Origin of the sequence: Companilactobacillus keshanensis, assembly GCF_003946205.1 — a bacterium.
Lineage (GTDB): Bacteria > Bacillota > Bacilli > Lactobacillales > Lactobacillaceae > Companilactobacillus > Companilactobacillus keshanensis.
This window is the reverse complement of sequence record NZ_RHOS01000001.1, coordinates 171,357-192,433: the sequence shown is the minus strand read 5'-3', so window position 1 is coordinate 192,433 and position 21,077 is coordinate 171,357. Positions and strand designations below refer to the sequence as shown.

Below are 21,077 nucleotides of genomic sequence, written 5' to 3'. Positions count from 1 at the left end.
AAAGTGGAGAAATTAATTGTAAAGAAGTGAGAATAATGTTGTTACGTCATGCGGAAATGAGAGATCTACCACAAATTGAACAAATAATCTTGGATGGGAAAGCCCACCTGGCGGCCCAAAATATCAATCAATGGAGAGGACAATACCCGAATATGGATGTCCTAGTCCACGATATTAATAATGGGTACAACTATGTTCTTGTTGAAGACGATGAAGTCCTGGGAACGATTTCTGCCATCTCTGGCCCAGATATGAGTTATCAAACACTTGATGGTCAATGGTTGACGCAAGAGGGCGAATACGTTGCTTTGCATCGTGTAGCAGTGTCAGCTAACCATCGAGGTGAAGGTTTGTCTACAAAGCTTTTTAATGCTGTTTTGGATGAACTAAGTCTTAATCCAACTATCAAAGGTATCAGAGTTGATACACATCTTGAGAACTTCGGTATGCAACATGTCATCAAGAAGATGGGATTTGTTGAAACAGGCATGGTTAAAGTATTAAATAGCAGCAATGTTAAACAAGTTTATAATATTGGATACGAGAAACTAAATCTTCCCGTTTCATTACCAATGGCAAACTAAAAGGAGCAGTCAAATGACTGCTCCTTTTTAATTTAATTTTAATTTCTAAATTCAATATAAGCTTATTTCTAATTTAATGTTGATTGTTAAAATGAACTACGAATAAGGCAATTAACAAAATTAATACTTCAAATAAAATGGCTTGACGCTCGAACATTTTAACGGCCCAGGCACTGACTATGATGCCGATAAAGAAAGCTAATATCAATAATAAACTCCTTTTAGCACGACGAATTGACTTGGGCTTCTTATTGATAATACCATCAACTGTTAACATTCCGACTTTTTTTATATTACCTGACATCATCAATGTATTAACAGGCATTCCGTGCAAGGAACTGAATTCAACAAATTGTGCTGAGATAGCGAAAGATATCATGAGGATCGTTATGTCTAACGGTACAATGTCGCTGATGATGGCGACAATCAAGAAGACAAATAATTCAAAAGTTAAAATCAAAGATTGACGATCAATACGAGATTCCTTAGGAAAGTGAAGTTGAAACCATTTAGTGATCACCGCAGCGATGCAATATGTCAAAATTGGTAATAGGTAACTTAAAATAACGGAGAATTTACCGTCAATTATATTCACGCCTAATAAAATTAAATTACCAGTTTGCATACTGGCAAAGACATGTCCATGGGTCAGATATGAATAAGCATCAATGCCACCAGAAGTCATTGCCATCAGCTGAGCGATAAGTGTTCTCTCGTAAATTGGGAATTCTTTTTCCATAGATAGTTCCTACTTAATTATCATCATGAGAACTGGAATAACGACCAGACTCATTAAGGTAGTTTCGGTTACCATGACTGCGGCATAGTTAGAATCGGCGTGATAAAGTTTAGCAACAACGGGTGCGTTAGTCATAACAGGCATTGCGGCTTGGATAATGAAGACTTGTTTCATTAAAGCTGGTCCGGGGATGAATATGAATAAAGCACTCATCAAAAGCGGTGCACATATAAAGCGTCCGAACAATACTCCAACATTTTCACGATGTAATGTTAAGTTGCTTAATCCAGCATTAGCAATAGAAATACCAATAAAGATCATTGACATGGGGATCGTTAAATTGCCCAAATATTCAAAATCTGACATAAGAAAATGTGGTAGTTGAATGTGAAAAATAACTAAAAGTAAACCGATAATGAAACCCATTAATGGTGGAGAAAAAAGTTTTCCTAAAGTTTTTTTCAAACTAAAAGAGCCCTTTTGTTCACCATCTACTTGAATTAGATATGTTCCTAAGGTCCAAAAGAAAGTCGTATTAGCCATGTAATAAACCAATACATAAGGCAAACTTTGTGAACCAAACAGCGCCATATTCACAGGTAGACCAACAAAGACGGTATTGGAATTGAAAAACATTGAAGAGAATAATCCTCGATGCTTTGGATCAATTTTCAATAGTCGGATCATTAGAACAGAAACACCGATCAAAATAGTCATTGAAAGACAGGGGATGACTAGATTCGGTAAAAGAGTAATCAACTTATGTGCTGTAAAATCGTTGGTAATTGTATAAATCATATAGGCTGGCAAAGCAATTTGCGTAACCAATTTAGCAATCAATTTAGTTGTATCTTCAGTAAACCAGTTTCTTCGGGCCAGAACGTAACCAACAGCAATCAAACCAATAATAATGAAAATACCTTGGACACTTTGAAAAAACACTTCCATGTGATAGATCCCCTTAGTAAATTTGTATATACCATAACATGTTACACTTTTAAAATGCTCGTGAAACTACTTTTTAAACAGAAAAGAAAAAAGTGTTTGCAACGGTAGTCGCAAACACTTTTACAATTAGGCCTTAGCCAACTTTTCTCTTATGAAGTAAATAATCGTCATGACGAGTAAGAAAACTACCCCTACTAATAATGAAACAGTTGTTTCAGGATTTAAGAACATGAAAACTAGAATTATTAATAGTGAAATAATGGCAAAATAATTACTGAAAGGATACCAAGGCATTTTGAAAGGATGTTCATCCATATGTGCTTGGTTAACTTTTCTGAATTTTAACTCACTAAAGAGAATGACAAACCATGGAACCATACCAGGTAAAACACTTGAACTATAAACAATGACGAAGACATTACTTGATGTATGGAACAAGACAGGCAATGTAAAGTTCAATATCAAACCAATCAAAATACCGGCAGAAATTGTTAGAACTGGTAAATATGGGACATGATGTCTTGATAATTTTGTAAAAGCCTTTGGCAAATTATGCTCTATACCCAATGTATATAACATTCTACTAGAACTAAAAATACCTGAATTACATCCGGATAGTGCAGCCGTTAAAACAACGAAGTTAATGATTTCAGCTGCAAAAGTAATCCCGACCTTAGCAAATGTTTCGGTAAATGGAGATCCGATCGTACCAAGTTTGTTCCAAGGATAGATCGAAACGATAACAAAAATTGCACCAATATAAAAGATCAAGATTCTACCAACGATAGTTCTGATGGCCTTGACGATGTTCTTTTGTGGATCTTCAGCTTCACCGGCCGTAATACCGATGACTTCGATACCTTGATATGAACCAACGACGATTGATAGTGCAAAGACAAATCCTTTAAAACCACCAGTGAAGAAACCTCCGTTTGTCCAAAGGTTACTGATACCAACAGGTTGACCATGATTCCCGACACCGAAAATAATAACCAAAAGTCCCATAATAATCATAAAAATAATTGTTAGAACTTTAATTAAAGCAAACCAGAATTCCAATTCACCGTAGGCTTTTACAGAAGTAAGATTAGCGGCACACAATGTTACGACAACGATAACCCCTGCTATCCATTGTGGCATGCTGGGCCACCAGAACTGTAAGTAAGTTCCGACGGCGATAACTTCACTAATACCAACACAAAGATATTGAAAAACATTACTCCAGGCTGTTAAATAACCAACGACTGGGTGAATATATTCAGATCCAAATTTTGCGAATGATCCAGTTGAAGGATCAACATAGATCATTTCCCCTAAAGCACGCATAACCATGTATAAGATTACACCTGCAAAAGCATAAGCAAGTAATACTGAAGGTCCGGTCCATTTAATAGTAGAGGCAGATCCCATGAAGAGTCCAACCCCAATAGTTCCTCCAAGAGCAATCATCTGCATTTGACGCGACGATAAACTACGGTTTAGCGTTTTGTTTTCCTTATCCATAAATATGGACCACCTTTCGTATTTAATCCCTGTTCACAGCTGGTAAACAACTGTAACTCTACTATAGGGTCTTATCTTACTACAAACATTTCTAAAAATCTCGATTTTTTTAATAAAATTCTAATAAAATTGTGATAAGTTAGTTTATTTGTAAGAAATAATTATTTGAAAGGGATTTCAGAGTAAAAAAAAACCAGTTGGATTTCAACTGGTAGATAAATCTATTATTTTATGGTGCAATTGTATTTTGAGGTTTCGGTGTAAGTGTCCAAGTAATTACCGCATTATATTTTTGTTCATTAGTTCTACTTGCAACTGAGCCTTTTGGTAGATAAAGACTTGCGCCATCAGTAAACTGTGAAAAATTGGCCGAAACTACACCAGGTCGATACTTTCCTGGATCTAAATTGATTACATCTGTATCGCCTTTATCGGTGTCAGACATAACGGCCTTATTTGAAAGTAAGGCTAAATCCGGATAGATATTTACAGTGTTACCCGCATCGTCAACTAGGGCCTGTGGATTTAGTGTTAAACTGAATCCTGAAATGGGGGAGTCCTTGCTATCAAATGGTTCAAGACTTGAAATGCTGGCCCCTAAAGTAAATCCGGAGGCCATTGTATTACTTGCATCATTAGTTGTACCACTAATTGATACACGAGAATCAGTTACTTGAAGTAATCCTGTGTTATTACCATCGCTATCACCATTATTAGCAGTGGCGGCGTTGTTAGTATTATTAGTATTGTCAGTTGTATTGGATTTTAGTCCAACTGTAGCACCATCAACGGCACGGAAACTAAAATCAGGTACGGCATCTAAAGTTAAAATACCAGAAAGAACGGTAACCGAAACTGTGGAATTCTTTGAATCAACGACTGTACCGTTAGCAGCCCGGCTGGTTCCATCGGAGGAAACTGTGGCAGAAGTAGTATCTGCATTAACTGTGTTTGTGGACAAAGTTAGGAGGGTAGAAGTAGCGATTAATGCACTAAATAGTACCTTTTTAATGATTTTCACAGTATACCTCCCTCCCAAAGTTTCTATTTAAATCATATCAAATAACCAAATACTTATTTCATCAGCTTTTGTAAAGGATTTTTATAATTTATGAATTATTATTTCTATGAAAATTGAGTTTTATTTGAATAAATTGATCTAAAAAATAAACGTCTCAAATATGGAGCGCTTTAGTGGAGGATTAACGTGTTGTTTAGAGCTTTAATATTTGGGAATGTGTAAAGATGTTATTACTTTTTGATCTTATTTACAATAAGTAACACTAGTTAAAAATTTGTGGATAAAATATTATTTATTTGACAGAATGATAAGGTTGTTATAATGTTCTAAACATAAATTCATCGGGAGGCCTTCTTATGCTTTTAACTAACACTCAAAGTTTATGTTGTTGTGGCTCGCATCTTATGCGGACCATCATTTTGAGTGCCTAAAAGTTTTTGAAGGCGATAATGATGTTTGTAGAAGGTGCGGATTCTTTTGAATCTGCGCCTTTTTTGTTTATCAAATTAAAATCAGGAGAGTGACAAAAATGAAATTTAATACAAAGCTTATTCATGGTGGTATCAGTGAGGATCAAGCAACAGGAGCCGTTTCAATTCCAGTTTATAGAACATCGACTTTTCACCAACATAAATTGGGTGCTGAATCAAAATGGGAATACGGAAGAACCGGAAATCCTACACGTAACGCACTGGAGCAATTGATTGCGGATATTGAAGGTGGAAAATATGGATTTGCCTTTGCTTCAGGTTCAGCCGCTATTCATGCCGTGTTTTCTTTATTCTCAAATGGAGATCACATAATTGTTGGTAATGACGTTTATGGTGGAACGTTCCGATTGATCAACAAAGTGCTAAAACGTTTTGGCTTAGAATTTACAGTTGTTGATACGAGAGATCAACAAGCCATTGAAGATGCTATAAAAGAAAATACCAAAGCTATTTATTTGGAGACACCAACTAACCCCTTGTTGAAAATTTCTGATATTTCAGAAATAGCTAGAATTGCACATATGAATAATTTTAAAGTCATCGTTGATAATACTTTTGCGACGCCCTACAATCAGAATCCATTGACTTTGGGTGCTGACATAGTTCTCCACAGTGCGACTAAATATCTCGGCGGACATAGTGATGTCGTTGCTGGATTAGTGGCTACTGCTGATGACGAACTTGCTGATGAATTATTTTTCTTACAGAATTCGATTGGTAGTGTTCTGGGACCAGATGATAGTTGGTTATTGATGCGTGGAATTAAGACTCTTGGTGTTAGAATGCGAGTTCATCAAGAAAATGCCCAAATTATTTTTGATTACCTAAAAAATAATAAGAAAGTGGGTCAAGTCTATTATCCAGGTGATCCGGATGGTGAAGGTTATGAGATTGCCAAGGACCAGATGCATGGTTTTGGTGCCATTATCTCTTTTGAATTAAAAGATGGACTTGATCCTAAAACATTTGTAGAAAATCTTCAATTGGTTGATTTGGCTGAAAGCCTTGGTGGTATTGAAAGTTTGATTGAAGTACCAGCTGTAATGACTCACAGTGCGATACCGCGTGATATTCGTTTAAAAAATGGCATTAAGGACGAGTTGATCCGTTTATCCGTTGGTGTGGAAGATCCTGAAGATCTGTTAGACGATTTGAAACAAACCTTTGCAAGTATTTAATCACATAGTATGATTAAGATACTTAGGAGAAATTAAAATGAATTTTAAGATTGATGATAAGTTAAAAAATAAAGTGTCATTAGGGATAACTGTAATTAATTTTGAGAATCAAGAATATGATCAGAAGATGTGGGATGAATTGTTGAATCCACTAAATGAACGAATAAGTCACTCTGATACTCTGGAAACTATCAGAGAAGATCCAACAATTATCGCTACGAAAAAAATATATAAAGACCTCGGCAAAGATCCATCTCGTTTCAGACCTTCATCTGATAGTCTGTGGCGCAGACTTATAAAGGGTAAAGGATTATATCAAATTAATGCATTAGTTGATTTGAATAATTATTTTTCTTTGATTTATAAATTGCCATTTGGTAGCTACGATATTGAAAAAATTTCTGACGATGTTACTTTGACAACGGGAAAAGCTGGAGCAACTTATCATGGTATCGGAAAAAAAGCTATCAACTTAGAAAACATGTTATTGCTAGAAGATGATGAAAGTCCCTTTGGTGGTCCAACGTCAGATTCTACTAGAGCTATGATCAGTAATGACACTAAGAAAGCTGTTATCGTGGCCTACATGTTTGGTTTAGATGATGATAGTAAAGAAGATGTTCAAACTTCAGTTAAAAAATATGCGAAGGGGTACTTACAAAATATATCTATTAAAGAACAAAGGATTATTGAATAAAGCATTATCAGATGAAATATCTCTGATAATGCTTTTTTTATAATTTTTTACTGTATTTAAAAAGAAAGCCGTAATTGCTATTATATAGTAAGGATTAATATATGCTATTTTTTAAATATCAAGGGGAATTAATATGATTAAATGTCAAAAATGCGGACATTTGAATGCGGCCGATTCAAAGTTCTGCGAGAATTGTGGAGCACCATTTGAAAATAGACAACCACAACAATCAGTGAAACCAATACAACAACAATCACAATCTACACCACCACATAAGCCAAAGAAAAGTAATAAGTCAATGATCATTTGGTTGATCATAATTATCTTATTGGTAGCCGCCGGTGGATATGATTATATGACACATCATAGAAATGAGAATAGTCAGACTGAACAAACTAAATCAATATCTGATAGTAACGACAAACAGTCAGATGATGATTCCTCACAAAAACATAGTTCAGAGACTAATTCAGATGTGAAGTCTTTGCTTTCTAATAATTTAGGAGGTATCAAAGGTGATACGTCAGCTTTTTACTATGATTTGAACAATAATGATTCTGCTAGTTATGGTGATGACGAAGATCCTCAACGAGCAGCGAGTGATATCAAAGTTTATATCATGGCAGCCGCTTACCAAAAAATTGATGATGGTGATATGTCACTTGACGGCCGTTATGAACTAACTAGTGAAGATAAAGTCGGTGGAACTGGTGTTGTTCAAAATATGCAAGTCGGTGACTCATTGACATATCGTGACTTGATCGATTACATGATCACTAAGAGTGACAATACTGCCGCTAATATTATTACCAAAGAAATCGGTGGTTTAGATGCTGTTAATGATGAGATCGATGAACTTGATCTGAGTCGCAATACCAAGATGGAACGTATGTTGATGGATCAAGATGCGCTCAGTGAGGGTAAAGATAATATGACAACGGCACATGATTTGGCCATGTTCATGAGGAAGCTCTATCATCATGATGTTGTTTCAGATAAATACGATAAACAGATGTTGTCGATTTTAAGTAATACAAGTAACCATTCTAAATTACCAGCTAATATAAATACCAACGTGGTTGATGTTTACAATAAAACTGGTGAATATGCACAGTATGGTGTTGAAAATGATGCGGCAATTTTTAAACGTGGAAATAAAGCCTTTGTATTAGTAGTAATGAGTCAAAATGGCGATTCTGATGAACAAAAATCTGCTATGGGTTCTCTTGGTAAGCAGGTTACTCAAGAAGTTCTTGATAAATAAAGATTAGGATTGACCTTCTATAGAGCCAAAATAGGGAGTTGAATCACACTTGAAATAATCAGGTGTGATTCAACTCCCTATTAATATAGTTATATTAATCATTTTAAAATCAAATAGTCGGAAGAAAGGAACTTAGGATTTAGAAGTACTCTAGTAAATCTTGTTCTTTTAATTTAGATTTTTGATCTTTATCTAAGTCCAAGATGATTTTCCCTTTTTTCAAAACTATCAGACGATTACCATATTTGATGGCCTCAGTTAGATTGTGAGTAACCATCAAACATGTTAATTCTTTTTCCATGATAACCTTACTAGTCAGTTCCATTAATTCTTGACTAGTTTGTGGATCAAGTGCAGCTGTATGTTCATCTAATAGTAACAATTCAGGTTTTTGAATTATAGCCATTAAAAAACTCAAAGTTTGTCTTTGACCACCAGATAGTTTTTCGGTAAAGGTATTTAAACGATTATCCAAAGTAGGAAGATCTTTTGTTAGTTCCTTGAACTTTTCTATATTGTCATTTAATTTACGAAGACGTAATCTACGAGGAAGCCCGCGTCGTTGCGCTAGAAGAAGATTTTCAGCAACAGTCATTCTAGGGGATGTTCCAAGCTTTGGATCTTGATAAACGCGGCTAATATAACGGCTTCTTTTAGCAAGATTCTTTTGAGTGATATCTTCATCATTTAATTTGATTTCACCGGAGGTCAATTTATTTGCGCCTGTTATGGCGTCTAGTAATGTTGATTTCCCAGCACCATTTGTACCAAGTACGACGATGAAATCCTTTGGATATATTTCTAAATTGATTCCATCGAGGATATTTAAATTTTGATTATCATTATAAATTGTTTTGACTGCATCGTTAATTTCTAGTAATGGTTTCATTTTGATCTGACCCCGTTTCTGAATGCTCTGAAGAATTGTTCTCTAATAGTAGGAAGTGCTAAACATAGTGCCAAAATGATAGCTGAGATAAGTTTCAAATCGTTGGTATTAAATCCTAATTGTAGAACTATCATTAGGATCAAACGATAAACGATGGAACCAATTACGATTGTGATGATTCTGATACTTAATGGAACATCAGGATATAAAACCTCTCCGATGATGATAGCTGAAAGTCCGATAACGATAGAGCCGATACCCATGTTAACGTCGGCGAATCCATTTTGTTGAGCAATCATTCCACCTGTTAGAGCAACAATACCATTTGAGACCATAATACCGATAAATTTCATAACAGTTGTGTTAATACCAAGAGATGCTGCCATGATTTCATTATCACCAGTAGCAATGACAGCCTGACCCTTTTCGGTGTTTAAAAAGATTATCAATAGGAAGGTAATGATAGCAATAATGATTATTCCTAGAATAATACCGTTGAAATTAACTGGTAGTTTGTTCAAACCATATTTATTAAAAATATTGTTTGGTTTGGTTAATGACATATTAGCTTTACCAAGGATTCTTAAATTGACTGAATATAAAGCGGTCATTGTTAGAATTCCGGCTAAAAGGCTGGGAATATGAAGTTTTGTGTACATAAAGGCAGTTGCAAAACCAGCTAAGTTACCAAAGATGAAGGCAACTAGTAAAGCGATTTCGGCGGAATATCCGTGTTGAATCAACATGACTGCTGTGACGGCTCCAAGAGGAAAGCTTCCTTCAACAGTCATATCAGGGAAATCTAAAATTCTAAATGTAATGAAAAGACCGATAGCCATGATAGCCCAGATAAAGCCCTGGCTGATGGTTGATATTATTAGATTCATTTTATGATCTTCCCTTCTTTTTGAGCTTTTTTAACTAGTGAGTCAGGGAATTGAATATTGAGTTCCTTGGCTTTCTTTTCGTTAAGTATCAAGTGTCCTTTTTTAATAAATGTTACAGGCATTGTAGCGGGTTTTCCTTTTCCTCTGAGGATCTTGATAACATCGTCACCAGTCTTTTGACCTAACTCATATTGGCTGAGGCCGATGGTTGCAAGACCGCCATCTTTAACCATTGTGGTTGCTGCTGGAAAAACAGGAACGTTTTGTTTGCCAGCGATACTAGATAATAGTTTCATACCACTAGCTACAGTGTTATCAGTTGGAACAAAGATTGCTTGAGAATTCTCTGACAAGTTTGTAGCAACTTGTTGCAGATCATTAACATTACTGATACTTGAAACCTTAACTTGAATATTGTTTTTTTCGGCGAGTTTCTTCATAGCCTTCATTTCGGTAGTAGCCGACATGTCACTTGATGTATAGACAATCCCTAGGGTTTTCAAGTCCGGCATAATTTGCTTGATCAATTTTAGTTGACTCTCAAGAGGTGCTTGATCGGAAACTCCGGTAATGTTACCACCTGGTTTAGTATTGCTAGGGATGATACCGAATCCCTTCGGATCAGTAACAGCACCCATGACGATTGGAATACTTGAAGTTGCATTCTTCAATGATTGAACTGATGGAGTGGCGATACCAACAGCCACATCAACGTTATCTTCAACAAATTGTTTACTGATAGTTCTTAGGTTACTTTGGTCACCTTGAGCATTTTGAAATTCAATTTTGATATTTTTACCATTGATGTAGCCATGTTTCTTCAAGGTATCATCTAATCCCTTATTAATTTGGTCTAAGGCCGGATGTGACATTAATTGCAAGACGCCAACCTTTGGAATCTTATTCTTAGCAACTTTTTCAGTATGCCCTGTATAAAAGAATGCAAATACTAGGAATGCGAATAAGAAGATAAGAGTGCCGTATAATCGTTTCGTGTGTTTCATATTTTCTCCCCCTAAATATATAAAAAAAGACAATCTCAGCATAGTGAGATTGTCTTGATGAACAAAAAAATCCCACATGAAATTTAAACTTATTCCATGTGGGTGTTATTTAAACGTAGTTTAATAAGCCGACATGGATACAATCCTTTTCAGATTGCATCCATAACGGATCAACCTGAATTAGCGGCTTTGCCAACGATTATTCACGATGTTTAGAGAATTAAAATTTTTCATAAGTGAAATCTCCTAACTAGTTGATGGGTAAAATGTTATTTCATAAATCAAATCTTGTCAATATAAAATCCTACTTTTTCTTAAAAAAACTAACTATTAACTATCAAAATTGGCCTATACTCCTTGTTGCTCTAGTGACTAATTGATTTCAAATATTATTATAATAAAAAACTAAAAATAAAAAGTGATAACATATCAGTTATACTAAAAAACCGTTAAGGGTGTTTTGATGAAAAAAAATATTACCAGGATCATTATTGTAGTGTTAATCGTTTTAGTAGCAACCGTTATTACGCATTTTGATTCGTTTATTTACAAAGATCCAGTTATGAAAATTCAACAGGTTAAGGTTATTAGTAGGGATAAGAGTACCGATGAGTATAAAAACACCGATACTCAAATTGATCAGCGACTGACGGGTATTTTACTTAATACAAGTAAAAAAGGTAAGAAAGTAACTTTAAAAAACTCTTACTATCAATCTCAACTCATTGATCAAAAATACCGCAAGGGTCAGCAGGTAATTTTGTCAAAGTCAGGGCAACACTATTCAATAAAGAATGTTAAGCGAGATACGGTTTTAGTTTTTAGCTTAGGCTTGGTAATAATACTATTATTTTGTATGAAATTTAGTCGAAGTAAACTATTGATCAGTGTTTTATTGAATTTGTTGGTGTATTTCGGTTTTATCAAGTTGTTGATCCACAACAACAATAACTATTTATTGATTATGACCGTTATAACGTCTCTTTTGATTTCTGGAATTGCTTTACTGGTTATTTTAGGACCAACCAGTGATGCATTAATGGCCTACCTAAGTACTGTTTGTGCCACTACGCTGTCAATACTATTAAGTGTCTTATTGCTAAAGCTTTCCGGTAATAGTGGAGTGCATTTAGAGTTAACTGATTTTGGCCTGCAGCCGTATTTTAGCGTCTTCTTATCGCAAGTTCTTTTCAGTGTTCTGGGAGTTATCTTAGATGAAACAATGGATATTTCTTCGTCACTTATCGAAATGAAAAAAGAAGTCAGCGATGTTAAAGAAAGCGCACTATTTAAGGCGGGCATTAATATTGGCCGTGAATTGATCGGACCGCTGATAAATATTCTATTATTCATTGTTATAGCGGAGCACCTGAATTTGATTCTATTGTATTTGAGTAATGGTAATTCCATTGGATATACATTTACTATGACCTTGAGCCTTGGGTTTACACAGCTTTTGATCAGTTCCATAGGAATTGTTTTGACGGTACCTATAACTAGTTTTATCGCTAGTAAAATAATTACAAGGAGGGCATATTAATGCTATTTCTCTTAGGAGCCTTTGTAGTTTTACTGTTGATGGTAGCTGGAAGTCGTGCTTTTTCATTATTATTTGGTTTAGCCATAAATTTGATTTCTATTGTCGCTCTGCTCATTTTGATAGCTGACGGATTCAACGTTCTGGTCACTACAGCCATTATTTCACTGATAATTTTGATCGTAGCGATATATATGAATGTTGAGAATTCCAATACTGCCAATATTGCGTTTAAAACTTCCATTTTGATTGTATTAATAATTTTATTAATTACAGTTCCATTGGAATTTTGGGCTAGTGCTCAAGGTATGGGAATTGAGGATCAAGAGGAACTGGAGGCCTTTTCCTTAGCAGCTGGAGTATCATTTCCACAACTTGCAATAGCAATTATAGTGGTTAATAGTCTTGGTGTTATTTCAGAAACAAGTGTGGCAATTTCTAGTGGTCTAAACGAGATCATACTGAGCAAACCAACATTAACGCCAAAAGAAGTATTTGCCGATGGTTTTTCAGTTGGGAATAAAATTTTAAGTACGCAAACTAATACGTTGTTATTCAATTTCTTTTCTGCGACATTTCCATTGTTCTTCCTGATGAATTCGTTGAATTACAAAGCTGTTGATGTTATTAACAATAAATTATTAGTCGCGGAAATTTTAACAATGCTCATTTGTGCCATGGGGGTTATTTTAACCGTTCCGATAACTGCCTATTTTGTATATCGTGGAGTTGGGAAAAAATCAATTGATAGTATTGATAAATAGTTTCTTGGAGGCTCTCGATAGTGCTGTGTACATACGATTATTTCCCAATCTAGTATCGCTATAATACAATTTATCGTCATTTATCACGATGACATTATCGAATTCTAAGCCTTTGGCTGTTATTAACGGCATGATCGATGTACCGGATTTTGGCAAAGTACTATTCGATTTTAAAAGGTTGATTTTTAAGGCTGAAGCCAATTCTTCAGCCTTTTTTGAATGAGTTGTAATAACGGCTGACAGTTCGTTTGATTTAAATTGAGATAATTGCCTTTTTAAAGTATGTATCAATTCGTTCGATGTAATAGAAAGCTCTTGAGGTTTTGAACCGTTAGATTGGATTATTTTAATATTATTGGCTAATTTTTTTGAACCAAATTTAGTAAATAGTCGAGTTATATTTCCACTAGATCGATAACTTGTATAAAGATTTATTTGTTTAACGGATATCTGATTTTGTTTAAATAGATCTTCTAAGTCATTGAATGTTATTGATGTTTTAATGTTTTTGATAGATTGAAATTCATCTCCGACTAAAGTCCATTTTGCATTTGGGATAGCAGTAATCAGAAAGAATAATTCATCTAAAGTGTAATCTTGAACTTCATCGACCATAATAAATTTCAAATTTCTCCGACTTAAATTCAAGAGTTTTAATTTTACAAAACAATAATCTAAAAAGTTTTCTTCCTCTGTTCCCAAGATATTATTAAGTATTTGTGGTATGTTGAGCCAATCTTTTTGTTTTATTTGACGAATCAAGTTGCGATACTGCCAGTGCAATAATTTTTTTGTGGCCTGAATAATCTCTAATTCGGATGTTGGTGATATTACTTTCCCAAATATATTGTTTTGTTCTCCATCAGTTAAATCATCTAATTTGGCTTGAATATCTGGGTCTAGAGATAATCTTCTGATTTTGTCAGTTACTATATTTAGTATTAATTCAGTTAATGCAGTGATCCTTTTGGTAAGAGTTAGTGACTTAGGAGTTTTGTTGAATAGTTTCAGTAATTGTTGGTTCGTAAAAATTGATTCTTGCTTAAATTCTAATTTGCAAAAATCATCAATACTTAAATTTAAATCATTAATTTTATTATTAATAATTCTTAAATGACTACGTTTATTCTTAAAATTTTCTCTATTTCCAAAGTTTTGCATGAATTTTTCAAAAGTCATTTGTGATGGAGTATCTTCACCTAGACTAGGTAGCACTTCATTAATATAACTGGTGAATAGTGAATTTGGTGTCAATAAGAGTACATCTTCTGCAATTAAACTATTCCTATGACGATATAGTAAGTAAGCAATTCGTTGTAATACGACTGAGGTTTTACCACTTCCGGCAATACCATTAACTAATAAGGCAGAAGGATCTTCATCACGAATGATCAAGTTTTGTTCTTTTTGAATTGTTGCCGTTATTGACGACATTTGATTGTTTTTATTCTCTTGAAGAGTTTTAACTAGTAACGGATCTTGAATGGCTACGTCCGTATCAAAAATATCCTGTAAAATATTATCATGTAAAAGAAATTGTCGTCGGGTAATTAATTCTACGCTGATTTTTTGTTTATTAGCCTGATAAAAGGTTTTACCAAGCTGATTATTATAATATAGGTCAGCAATAGGTGAACGCCAGTCGATTACTAGAGGATCTTCCGGTACTTTTGAAAATCCAGTGGAGCCAATATAAAAGGGGATTACTTCGGGTTCATCAGAATACTTGATATCAATACGGGCAAAATAAGGGTTAGGAAGCAATTGAATGGCTTTTTCTTTAATCGTTTCTAACTGATTTTGTTTACTGTTAAAGTAATCAATTTGTTTGTTCATAGTTTCCATTGAAGCAAAGGTATCCAAATTATCAGCGTAGCTATCAAAGTTAAGTGCATTATCATGTCCCGATTGGGTTTTGAACTTTCGAGCGTCATTAGAATTATCAGAAAGTAATTTTTGAACGCTGTTTAACGTATCAGTTAATTCTTGATAAGTTATAGATAAATGTGACTTTTCCAATTCGAAGATATTGTCCATAAAATGTCCCCCATAATTGTTTTTAGATATTAAATGATATTACGCTCTAGTGAAAAATAACAGTCTTGTATTGAAGAAAAAAGGCGTGCATAATTATATATGGAAAGATAAAAAAGGCGGCTCATCTACTTTGATGAGTCGCCTTTTATGACACAAATTATTGATCATATTTACGGATCAAATGTCCGAGAATAAACATTACAATAGCAAATCCAGCAACGATGAGCCAAGTATTTCTAACTGCACTCGTTTGTGGAAATCTGCCTTTTTCTACTGAAGTGATTCCGTTAGAACCAGATTTTTCTGATGAACCTGGATTTGTAGCTGCTCCAGGTAGATTTGGTTGAACGGGAACTGATGGGAAAGGTACAGAAGGCTTTACGCCAGGGACTTTCTCATTAGTCTCATTACCAGGGTTAACAGGAGGAGTAACCGGTGGAACTATAGGTTCAGGTCCGGGGTTAACAGGAGGAGTAACCGGTGGAACTATAGGTTCAGGTCCGGGGTTAACAGGAGGAGTAACCGGTGGAACTATAGGTTCAGGTCCGGGGTTAACAGGAGGAGTAACCGGTGGAACTATAGGTTCAGGTCCGGGGTTAACAGGAGGAGTAACCGGTGGAACTATAGGTTCAGGTCCGGGGTTAACAGGAGGAGTAACCGGTGGAACTATAGGTTCAGGTCCGGGGTTAACAGGAGGAGTAACTGGAGGGACTATAGGTTCAGGTCCGGGGTTAACAGGAGGAGTAACTGGAGGGACTATAGGTTCAGGTCCGGGGTTAACAGGTGGAACTACAGGTGGTGTAGTTGTTTCCTTGTTATCTTTAGCCGAAACATCAGTTGTCTTGTTAGCAGTTATTTCAAATTCTAATGGTGTTGAATCAAGTTGATAACCATCTGGAGCTTTAATTTCTACTAATGAGTACTTACCTTCGGCTAATCCACTAATATAGAATTTTCCTTGTTCATCAGTCGTGATATTTTGGATGACCTCATTATTAACATCATGTAATTCATAAACTGCATTGGGAACTAGAGTTCCAGTAGTCCCGTCTGTTTTAGTGAAGTCTAGATTACCAAATTCTTCTCCACCAGATGAAATTGGAGAATCAATGGCTTCATATGTTACGTAGTCATCACCCTTAGTTAAGTCAAAATTGATAGGACTACTATTTAGTTGATAACCATCTGGAGCTTTTGTTTCAACTAGTGAATATTTACCAAGACGTAAATCGGTTACTTTAATTGAACCATTTTCATCGGTTTTTAAACCATAATATACGGTATTACCGTCTGAATCTAGTAGGTTATAAACAGCACCTGCCAATGGTTTACCAGTATCGCTAGCATACTTAGTTAGACCAAGTGAAGCGCGAGTTAATACATCAGATTGACTTAGATCTATTGGAACACTAGAGTTACCAGTAATGCTGAAGGTTATCTCGTTAGGATTAGATTGATAACCATCAGGTGGTTTAACTTCTTTTAATACATAGTTTCCAGCTGGTAAATCATGGATGCTGAATTGTCCATTATCGTCAGTAGTTACTGAACTCATTATAACGTTTCCTTTATAGTCGCTGAGTTCATATACAGCTCCTGGCAAACCTTTACCAGTATTTACATCTGTTTTTTGAAAATTAACATTTCCTAAAACATTTCCGGAGCCAGTACCATTACCGCCCCAGTTCACATCGGCACCGACGTTGCCTTGAACTTGATCAGATGATAGAGAAGCGTTGTCGGTCCAATTATTTCCGGCTTCTTGATTAGGTTCAATTTCAACTCTAAAAGTCATATCAACGGCTGTATCTATGTCTCCGAAATCGAACATAACTTTGTTACCTGAAACAGTTACTTTTGGTGTTAAATAAGTTCCATTTGGAATGAAATTTCCGTTTTCGTTGTAAGTTCCGGCTGGAGCATTGACACTACTATTAACGTAAGTTTGTCCGGGGCCAAGAGTATCTGTTATAACGACATTGGATAATTTTTGACTGTCAGGGTTGAAGGCTATATTCCAAACAACGTATTTTGGTAAACCATTTTCGTCATAATCATATAACCAGCCGATTTTGTTGATAGTCCAATCAAAATGACCGGGGTTTCCAGTGTTAGTTTGAGTACCATTACAATTGATGTTTATGGTTCCTTCTCTATCTAATGCATTCGAAGAAAAATTATCATTAAAGGTAATAGTACCTGTTTTTTCTCCTTCTTTAATAGTGAATGTACCAATTTGAACCCCATCATCATTGTACATAGGTATATTATTTAGACTACCAGTTGAAGTAATTCCATCTGGTAGAGTGAACGTTGCCGTATCACCATCCTTAATCGGTACGCCATCGGCTATGGACCATTTATAACTGACATTAAATTTTTGCCAAGTATACATGGTGTCCCCATTTTGGACAACATTCCCATTTGAATTTGTTACAACAGCATCTTCAGAATCTAGTCCAGATACTGTAATTGATGATAGCGGTTGTGTATCGGTAGTAGCGGCACGAGCAGTCTCAGAGTTTGGAACTATCCATGCTAAAAGGGCCAATATGATCGTTATCATCGCGATTAAAAGTTTAGATCTTTTAATTCGCATGATTAACATCTCCCTTAGCAATAAATGCTCTTATCTATTAATCAAATGTAATTATAGGTCCATAGAAATTTTAAAGACAATTATTAGCCCAATTATTATTTAATCCGTGATTAACAGTATTCTGATTGTATACCAATAATATTTTTATAAACAAAAAGGACTGATCATCAGATCAATCCTTAAATATTTTATGGCAAATCATTTCCAGCAGCAAAGTAAATGTCGTACCATTCTTGTTTGGTAAGATCGACATCGGCACCCTTGGCACTGTCAATAATATGTTCAGGATTCATTGTACCGATAATAACTTGCATATCTGCAGGATGACGTAAGATCCAAGCAGTTGCTATACCATTTTTGCTTACGCCGTATTTATCGGCTAATTCTTGTAATTTATCGTTTAACTCTGGAAATTTGTCACTGTTGATGAATACTCCATCAAAAAATCCGTATTGGAAAGGTGACCAGGCTTGAATGGTAACACCCATACGTCTTGAAAATTCGAGGATACCTCCGTCATGATTGATCGAACGAGCATCTTTCATATTAGTATGCATTCCAAAGTCGACCATGCCGGTGTGCATAATACTGAACTGCAATTGATTGATGATAAGACGTTGACTGACGGCTTCTTGAACCATTAGATATTGTTGTGGATTGAAGTTTGAAACACCAAACTGTCTAACTTTGCCGCTAGTTTGTAGTTCATCAAAAACATCCGCTATTTCCGCAGGTTCCATCAATGGATCAGGACGGTGCAATAGGAATGAATCTAAATAATCTACACCTAAGCGTTCCAAGCTCCCATTTACGGCATCGATCAAATGCTGTTTAGAAAAGTCATAGCGTGTGTCAGCAACTATTCCACCTTTTGATTGGATGTAAAGATTGTCACGATTAATATTACTTTTTTTCAAAGCTTCACCAAAAATTTTTTCTGAGTCACCATTTCCATATACATCTGCTGCATCTATGAAATTAATTCCACTATCATAAGCCGATTCAATCGTTTTTACAGCTTCAGCTGATGTAAGTTTATTCATGCGCATGATACCCAAAGCTACTGCTGATGTTTTCCAACTGGTCTCACCAATGTTACGTTGTTTCATTTAATTTCCTCCTATTTGATGCATATTTAATGATTTAATTATAACAACTTAAAAAGGACGTTGCATTTGAACTACATAATTAAAAATTCTAGTTGCATAGGAAGTATCATCAAAATTATTTTTAATTTCTTGTTTCAAATCTGCTAAGTTATCAGTTATTATTCCATCTACGTCGAGAAAAATCATCTGATCCATGGCGCTAGTATCATTGACAGTCCAAGCAAAGACTTGCTTATGAATGGCATGGGATTCATCTATAAAGGTGGAGTTTAAGGTTGTATATTCCATCGTGAAGGCGTTAGCACGGGTCTTTGGAACACCAGATAGATTATAAGATAGGATATAACTGGCTGGTACACTCGGCATATATTTTTTACTTTCTTGGATATAATTATAATCCAATGAATGTACCATATCGCCGTTATGTTGCAATTGACGATTGTATTTGTGAGCAAATCCTTTAACAAAGTTGGCGCTGTTCCCATTAACATCTTTATATTCAATCAATAGTTTTTGGTGTAACATTGTTGATTCTGCTAAGTAGTCGTCAAAACTGGCAATATGAGCGGTTTTTCCATTTTCATGAATTTTTACTTTCTTTAATTGTGCCAAGGTCATTTGACTAGGACGCTTATTAATACCAGCTAGACCCTTTAAGGTCGTGTCGTGATAGACGACATATTGATGATCTTTTGTTTCTTGAATATCCATTTCAATATAAGTGGGCTTTTCTTTAGAAGTTTTTCTCAATGCTGGAATAGAATTTTGAACACCGTTACCGTTATCGACACCGCGATGAGATATTGTAACGGGTCGTTCTAATAGCCAGCCTTTAAAGTAAATAGTGTTATAACTCATAAAACTGAATAAAATACTTGCAGCAAGTAAGGCCCAGAACCACTTATGAGCTCTTTTATTTCTTGTAGAAGCGAAGTATGTGGTTTTTGTTTTACTGAGAATTATCAATGCGGCTATAGATGTTCCGTAAATACTGGCAGAATAATTTACTAGTTGAACAATCGTCATGTTGATAATTGCCATTGGAAATCTGATAATGGGAATTTTGTCAATCAACCACTGTAATCCAATGATTAAAAATAAGATACCCTCAAATATTAGAGGTACGATTAGTGAAATAATCAGGAAAATTAACAAATAGTGAATGGTGCGATTTCTAGTCATATTCCAGCTGTAATGAATCGATTGTCGGATGGTCTTATTTTCAAAGATTATTGCTGGCAGAACGAATAACCAGCGTAATCCAATGTAAAAAATAACCAAGTATGAAATGATCAGTAGTGCACCAATATAAAAATGTTCCTGAAAGATCCATTCTAAGATAAATTCTGGAACTTTTACTTTATTTAAAAGATTGGAATAAAAACCAATATCGCCAATTGGCAAAACTAGTAAAAAGTATAGTAGGAAAAATCCGAATCCCTTAAATGACATTTGATAAACGTTTTTAAGAATATCTTTAAAATAGTCACGCCAACGTAAGTTAGCATGAGATTTAATAGCCTGAAAACTAGTTAAAAGCAAAGTGAATTGACAAAATATCAAAATTAAAATTAATAATAAAATAAATAGTAATCCCAGTATTACTAGTGGTTTCTTAGTGATCAATTCTAAAATATTAGTATATGAAACGTAATTAACATTACCCCAATCTAAAATACTATTTGTTAAAACGTTCAATATAGGAATGACGATTAAATTTATCGACATTTCAACTAAAATAATAATTTGACTGTATTTCCAAAAGTTACTCCAGAATGTTTGATTTAGTGTTCTGAAATCTCTAAAACTCCCCATTTGAATATCCC

17 protein-coding genes are annotated in these 21,077 nt (G+C 35.0%); 6 read left to right on the top strand and 11 right to left on the bottom strand.

The window, feature by feature from the left end; genetic code table 11:
- Nucleotides 1–35: 35 nt before the first annotated feature.
- On the top strand, nt 36–584 hold the full coding sequence (locus EKM64_RS00915) for a GNAT family N-acetyltransferase (protein WP_125674640.1): 549 nt from the start codon (nt 36–38) through the stop codon (nt 582–584).
- Between the two features lie 73 nt (nt 585–657).
- Here EKM64_RS00915 and EKM64_RS00910 read toward each other — a convergent pair whose 3' ends face one another.
- From EKM64_RS00910 to EKM64_RS00895, 4 genes are all read right to left on the bottom strand, one after another.
- Entirely contained in the window at nt 658–1,323 is a 666-nt protein-coding gene (locus tag EKM64_RS00910) for a YoaK family protein (protein WP_125674638.1), read from the bottom strand.
- Between the two features lie 9 nt (nt 1,324–1,332).
- Entirely contained in the window at nt 1,333–2,271 is a 939-nt protein-coding gene (locus tag EKM64_RS00905) for an AEC family transporter (protein WP_125674636.1), read from the bottom strand.
- A 126-nt stretch (nt 2,272–2,397) separates the two neighbouring features.
- Complete coding sequence (locus tag EKM64_RS00900; protein ID WP_125674634.1) at nt 2,398–3,774, bottom strand: amino acid permease; 1,377 nt, start codon at nt 3,772–3,774, stop codon at nt 2,398–2,400.
- Nucleotides 3,775–4,003: 229 nt separating this feature from the next.
- A complete protein-coding gene (locus tag EKM64_RS00895) occupies nt 4,004–4,795 on the bottom strand; it encodes a WxL domain-containing protein (RefSeq protein ID WP_164505262.1) in 792 nt (263 codons plus the stop codon).
- A gap of 529 nt (nt 4,796–5,324) precedes the next feature.
- On the opposite strand from EKM64_RS00895, the gene EKM64_RS00890 reads away from it, so the two are divergent.
- The 3 genes from EKM64_RS00890 to EKM64_RS00880 all read left to right on the top strand — a co-directional run bounded on the left by EKM64_RS00890 (nt 5,325) and on the right by EKM64_RS00880 (nt 8,425).
- Nucleotides 5,325–6,464: a trans-sulfuration enzyme family protein gene (locus EKM64_RS00890; RefSeq protein WP_125674630.1), complete on the top strand. Its 1,140-nt coding sequence runs from the start codon at nt 5,325–5,327 to the stop codon at nt 6,462–6,464.
- A 37-nt stretch (nt 6,465–6,501) separates the two neighbouring features.
- Complete coding sequence (locus EKM64_RS00885) at nt 6,502–7,161, top strand: B3/B4 domain-containing protein (RefSeq protein ID WP_125674628.1); 660 nt, start codon at nt 6,502–6,504, stop codon at nt 7,159–7,161.
- 133 nt (nt 7,162–7,294) lie between these two features.
- Entirely contained in the window at nt 7,295–8,425 is a 1,131-nt protein-coding gene (locus EKM64_RS00880; RefSeq protein ID WP_125674626.1) for a serine hydrolase, read from the top strand.
- A 139-nt stretch (nt 8,426–8,564) separates the two neighbouring features.
- Here EKM64_RS00880 and EKM64_RS00875 read toward each other — a convergent pair whose 3' ends face one another.
- Genes EKM64_RS00875 through trpX form a run of 3 tightly spaced genes read right to left on the bottom strand, consistent with a single transcriptional unit; the run spans nt 8,565 to nt 11,205 of the window.
- A complete protein-coding gene (locus EKM64_RS00875) occupies nt 8,565–9,314 on the bottom strand; it encodes an ABC transporter ATP-binding protein (protein ID WP_125674623.1) in 750 nt (249 codons plus the stop codon).
- Nucleotides 9,311–10,201 (bottom strand): ABC transporter permease, encoded by an 891-nt coding sequence (locus EKM64_RS00870; protein ID WP_125674621.1) that lies wholly within the window; start codon nt 10,199–10,201, stop codon nt 9,311–9,313. Before EKM64_RS00870 ends, EKM64_RS00875 begins: the two co-directional genes overlap by 4 nt.
- A complete protein-coding gene (gene trpX / locus EKM64_RS00865) occupies nt 10,198–11,205 on the bottom strand; it encodes a tryptophan ABC transporter substrate-binding protein (RefSeq protein WP_125674619.1) in 1,008 nt (335 codons plus the stop codon). The genes EKM64_RS00870 and trpX overlap by 4 nt, the downstream gene beginning before the upstream one ends.
- A gap of 463 nt (nt 11,206–11,668) precedes the next feature.
- On the opposite strand from trpX, the gene EKM64_RS00860 reads away from it, so the two are divergent.
- Nucleotides 11,669–12,745: a YibE/F family protein gene (locus EKM64_RS00860; RefSeq protein ID WP_125674617.1), complete on the top strand. Its 1,077-nt coding sequence runs from the start codon at nt 11,669–11,671 to the stop codon at nt 12,743–12,745.
- Nucleotides 12,745–13,506, top strand: a complete 762-nt coding sequence (locus EKM64_RS00855) for a YibE/F family protein (RefSeq protein WP_125674615.1) — start codon at nt 12,745–12,747, stop codon at nt 13,504–13,506. The genes EKM64_RS00860 and EKM64_RS00855 overlap by 1 nt, the downstream gene beginning before the upstream one ends.
- On the opposite strand, the gene EKM64_RS00850 is transcribed toward EKM64_RS00855, so the two are convergent.
- From EKM64_RS00850 to EKM64_RS00835, 4 genes are all read right to left on the bottom strand, one after another.
- The gene (locus EKM64_RS00850; RefSeq protein WP_125674613.1) at nt 13,483–15,543 is read right to left on the bottom strand and encodes a HelD family protein; all 2,061 of its coding nucleotides are present in this window, start codon (nt 15,541–15,543) and stop codon (nt 13,483–13,485) included. The two genes, EKM64_RS00855 and EKM64_RS00850, sit on opposite strands and share 24 nt — an antisense overlap.
- 157 nt (nt 15,544–15,700) lie before the next feature.
- Complete coding sequence (locus tag EKM64_RS00845) at nt 15,701–18,142, bottom strand: SpaA isopeptide-forming pilin-related protein (RefSeq protein WP_164505261.1); 2,442 nt, start codon at nt 18,140–18,142, stop codon at nt 15,701–15,703.
- 188 nt (nt 18,143–18,330) lie between these two features.
- A complete protein-coding gene (locus EKM64_RS00840) occupies nt 18,331–19,251 on the bottom strand; it encodes an aldo/keto reductase (protein WP_125674609.1) in 921 nt (306 codons plus the stop codon).
- 48 nt (nt 19,252–19,299) lie between these two features.
- Nucleotides 19,300–21,066, bottom strand: a complete 1,767-nt coding sequence (locus EKM64_RS00835; protein WP_125674607.1) for a glycerophosphodiester phosphodiesterase — start codon at nt 21,064–21,066, stop codon at nt 19,300–19,302.
- Nucleotides 21,067–21,077 lie beyond the last annotated feature (11 nt).

Bases quoted from the DNA above. Each gene is read 5' to 3' on its own strand.
- EKM64_RS00890 (WP_125674630.1), top strand. From the start codon at position 5,325: ATGAAATTTAATACAAAGCTTATTCATGGTGGTATCAGTGAGGATCAA.
- EKM64_RS00860 (WP_125674617.1), top strand. From the start codon at position 11,669: ATGAAAAAAAATATTACCAGGATCATTATTGTAGTGTTAATCGTTTTA.
- EKM64_RS00845 (WP_164505261.1), bottom strand. From the start codon at position 18,142: ATGCGAATTAAAAGATCTAAACTTTTAATCGCGATGATAACGATCATA.
- EKM64_RS00840 (WP_125674609.1), bottom strand. From the start codon at position 19,251: ATGAAACAACGTAACATTGGTGAGACCAGTTGGAAAACATCAGCAGTA.
- EKM64_RS00880 (WP_125674626.1), top strand. From the start codon at position 7,295: ATGATTAAATGTCAAAAATGCGGACATTTGAATGCGGCCGATTCAAAG.
- EKM64_RS00915 (WP_125674640.1), top strand. From the start codon at position 36: ATGTTGTTACGTCATGCGGAAATGAGAGATCTACCACAAATTGAACAA.
- trpX (WP_125674619.1), bottom strand. From the start codon at position 11,205: ATGAAACACACGAAACGATTATACGGCACTCTTATCTTCTTATTCGCA.
- EKM64_RS00910 (WP_125674638.1), bottom strand. From the start codon at position 1,323: ATGGAAAAAGAATTCCCAATTTACGAGAGAACACTTATCGCTCAGCTG.
- EKM64_RS00855 (WP_125674615.1), top strand. From the start codon at position 12,745: ATGCTATTTCTCTTAGGAGCCTTTGTAGTTTTACTGTTGATGGTAGCT.
- EKM64_RS00850 (WP_125674613.1), bottom strand. From the start codon at position 15,543: ATGGACAATATCTTCGAATTGGAAAAGTCACATTTATCTATAACTTAT.
- EKM64_RS00875 (WP_125674623.1), bottom strand. From the start codon at position 9,314: ATGAAACCATTACTAGAAATTAACGATGCAGTCAAAACAATTTATAAT.
- EKM64_RS00870 (WP_125674621.1), bottom strand. From the start codon at position 10,201: ATGAATCTAATAATATCAACCATCAGCCAGGGCTTTATCTGGGCTATC.
- EKM64_RS00900 (WP_125674634.1), bottom strand. From the start codon at position 3,774: ATGGATAAGGAAAACAAAACGCTAAACCGTAGTTTATCGTCGCGTCAA.
- EKM64_RS00835 (WP_125674607.1), bottom strand. From the start codon at position 21,066: ATGGGGAGTTTTAGAGATTTCAGAACACTAAATCAAACATTCTGGAGT.
- EKM64_RS00885 (WP_125674628.1), top strand. From the start codon at position 6,502: ATGAATTTTAAGATTGATGATAAGTTAAAAAATAAAGTGTCATTAGGG.
- EKM64_RS00905 (WP_125674636.1), bottom strand. From the start codon at position 2,271: ATGGAAGTGTTTTTTCAAAGTGTCCAAGGTATTTTCATTATTATTGGT.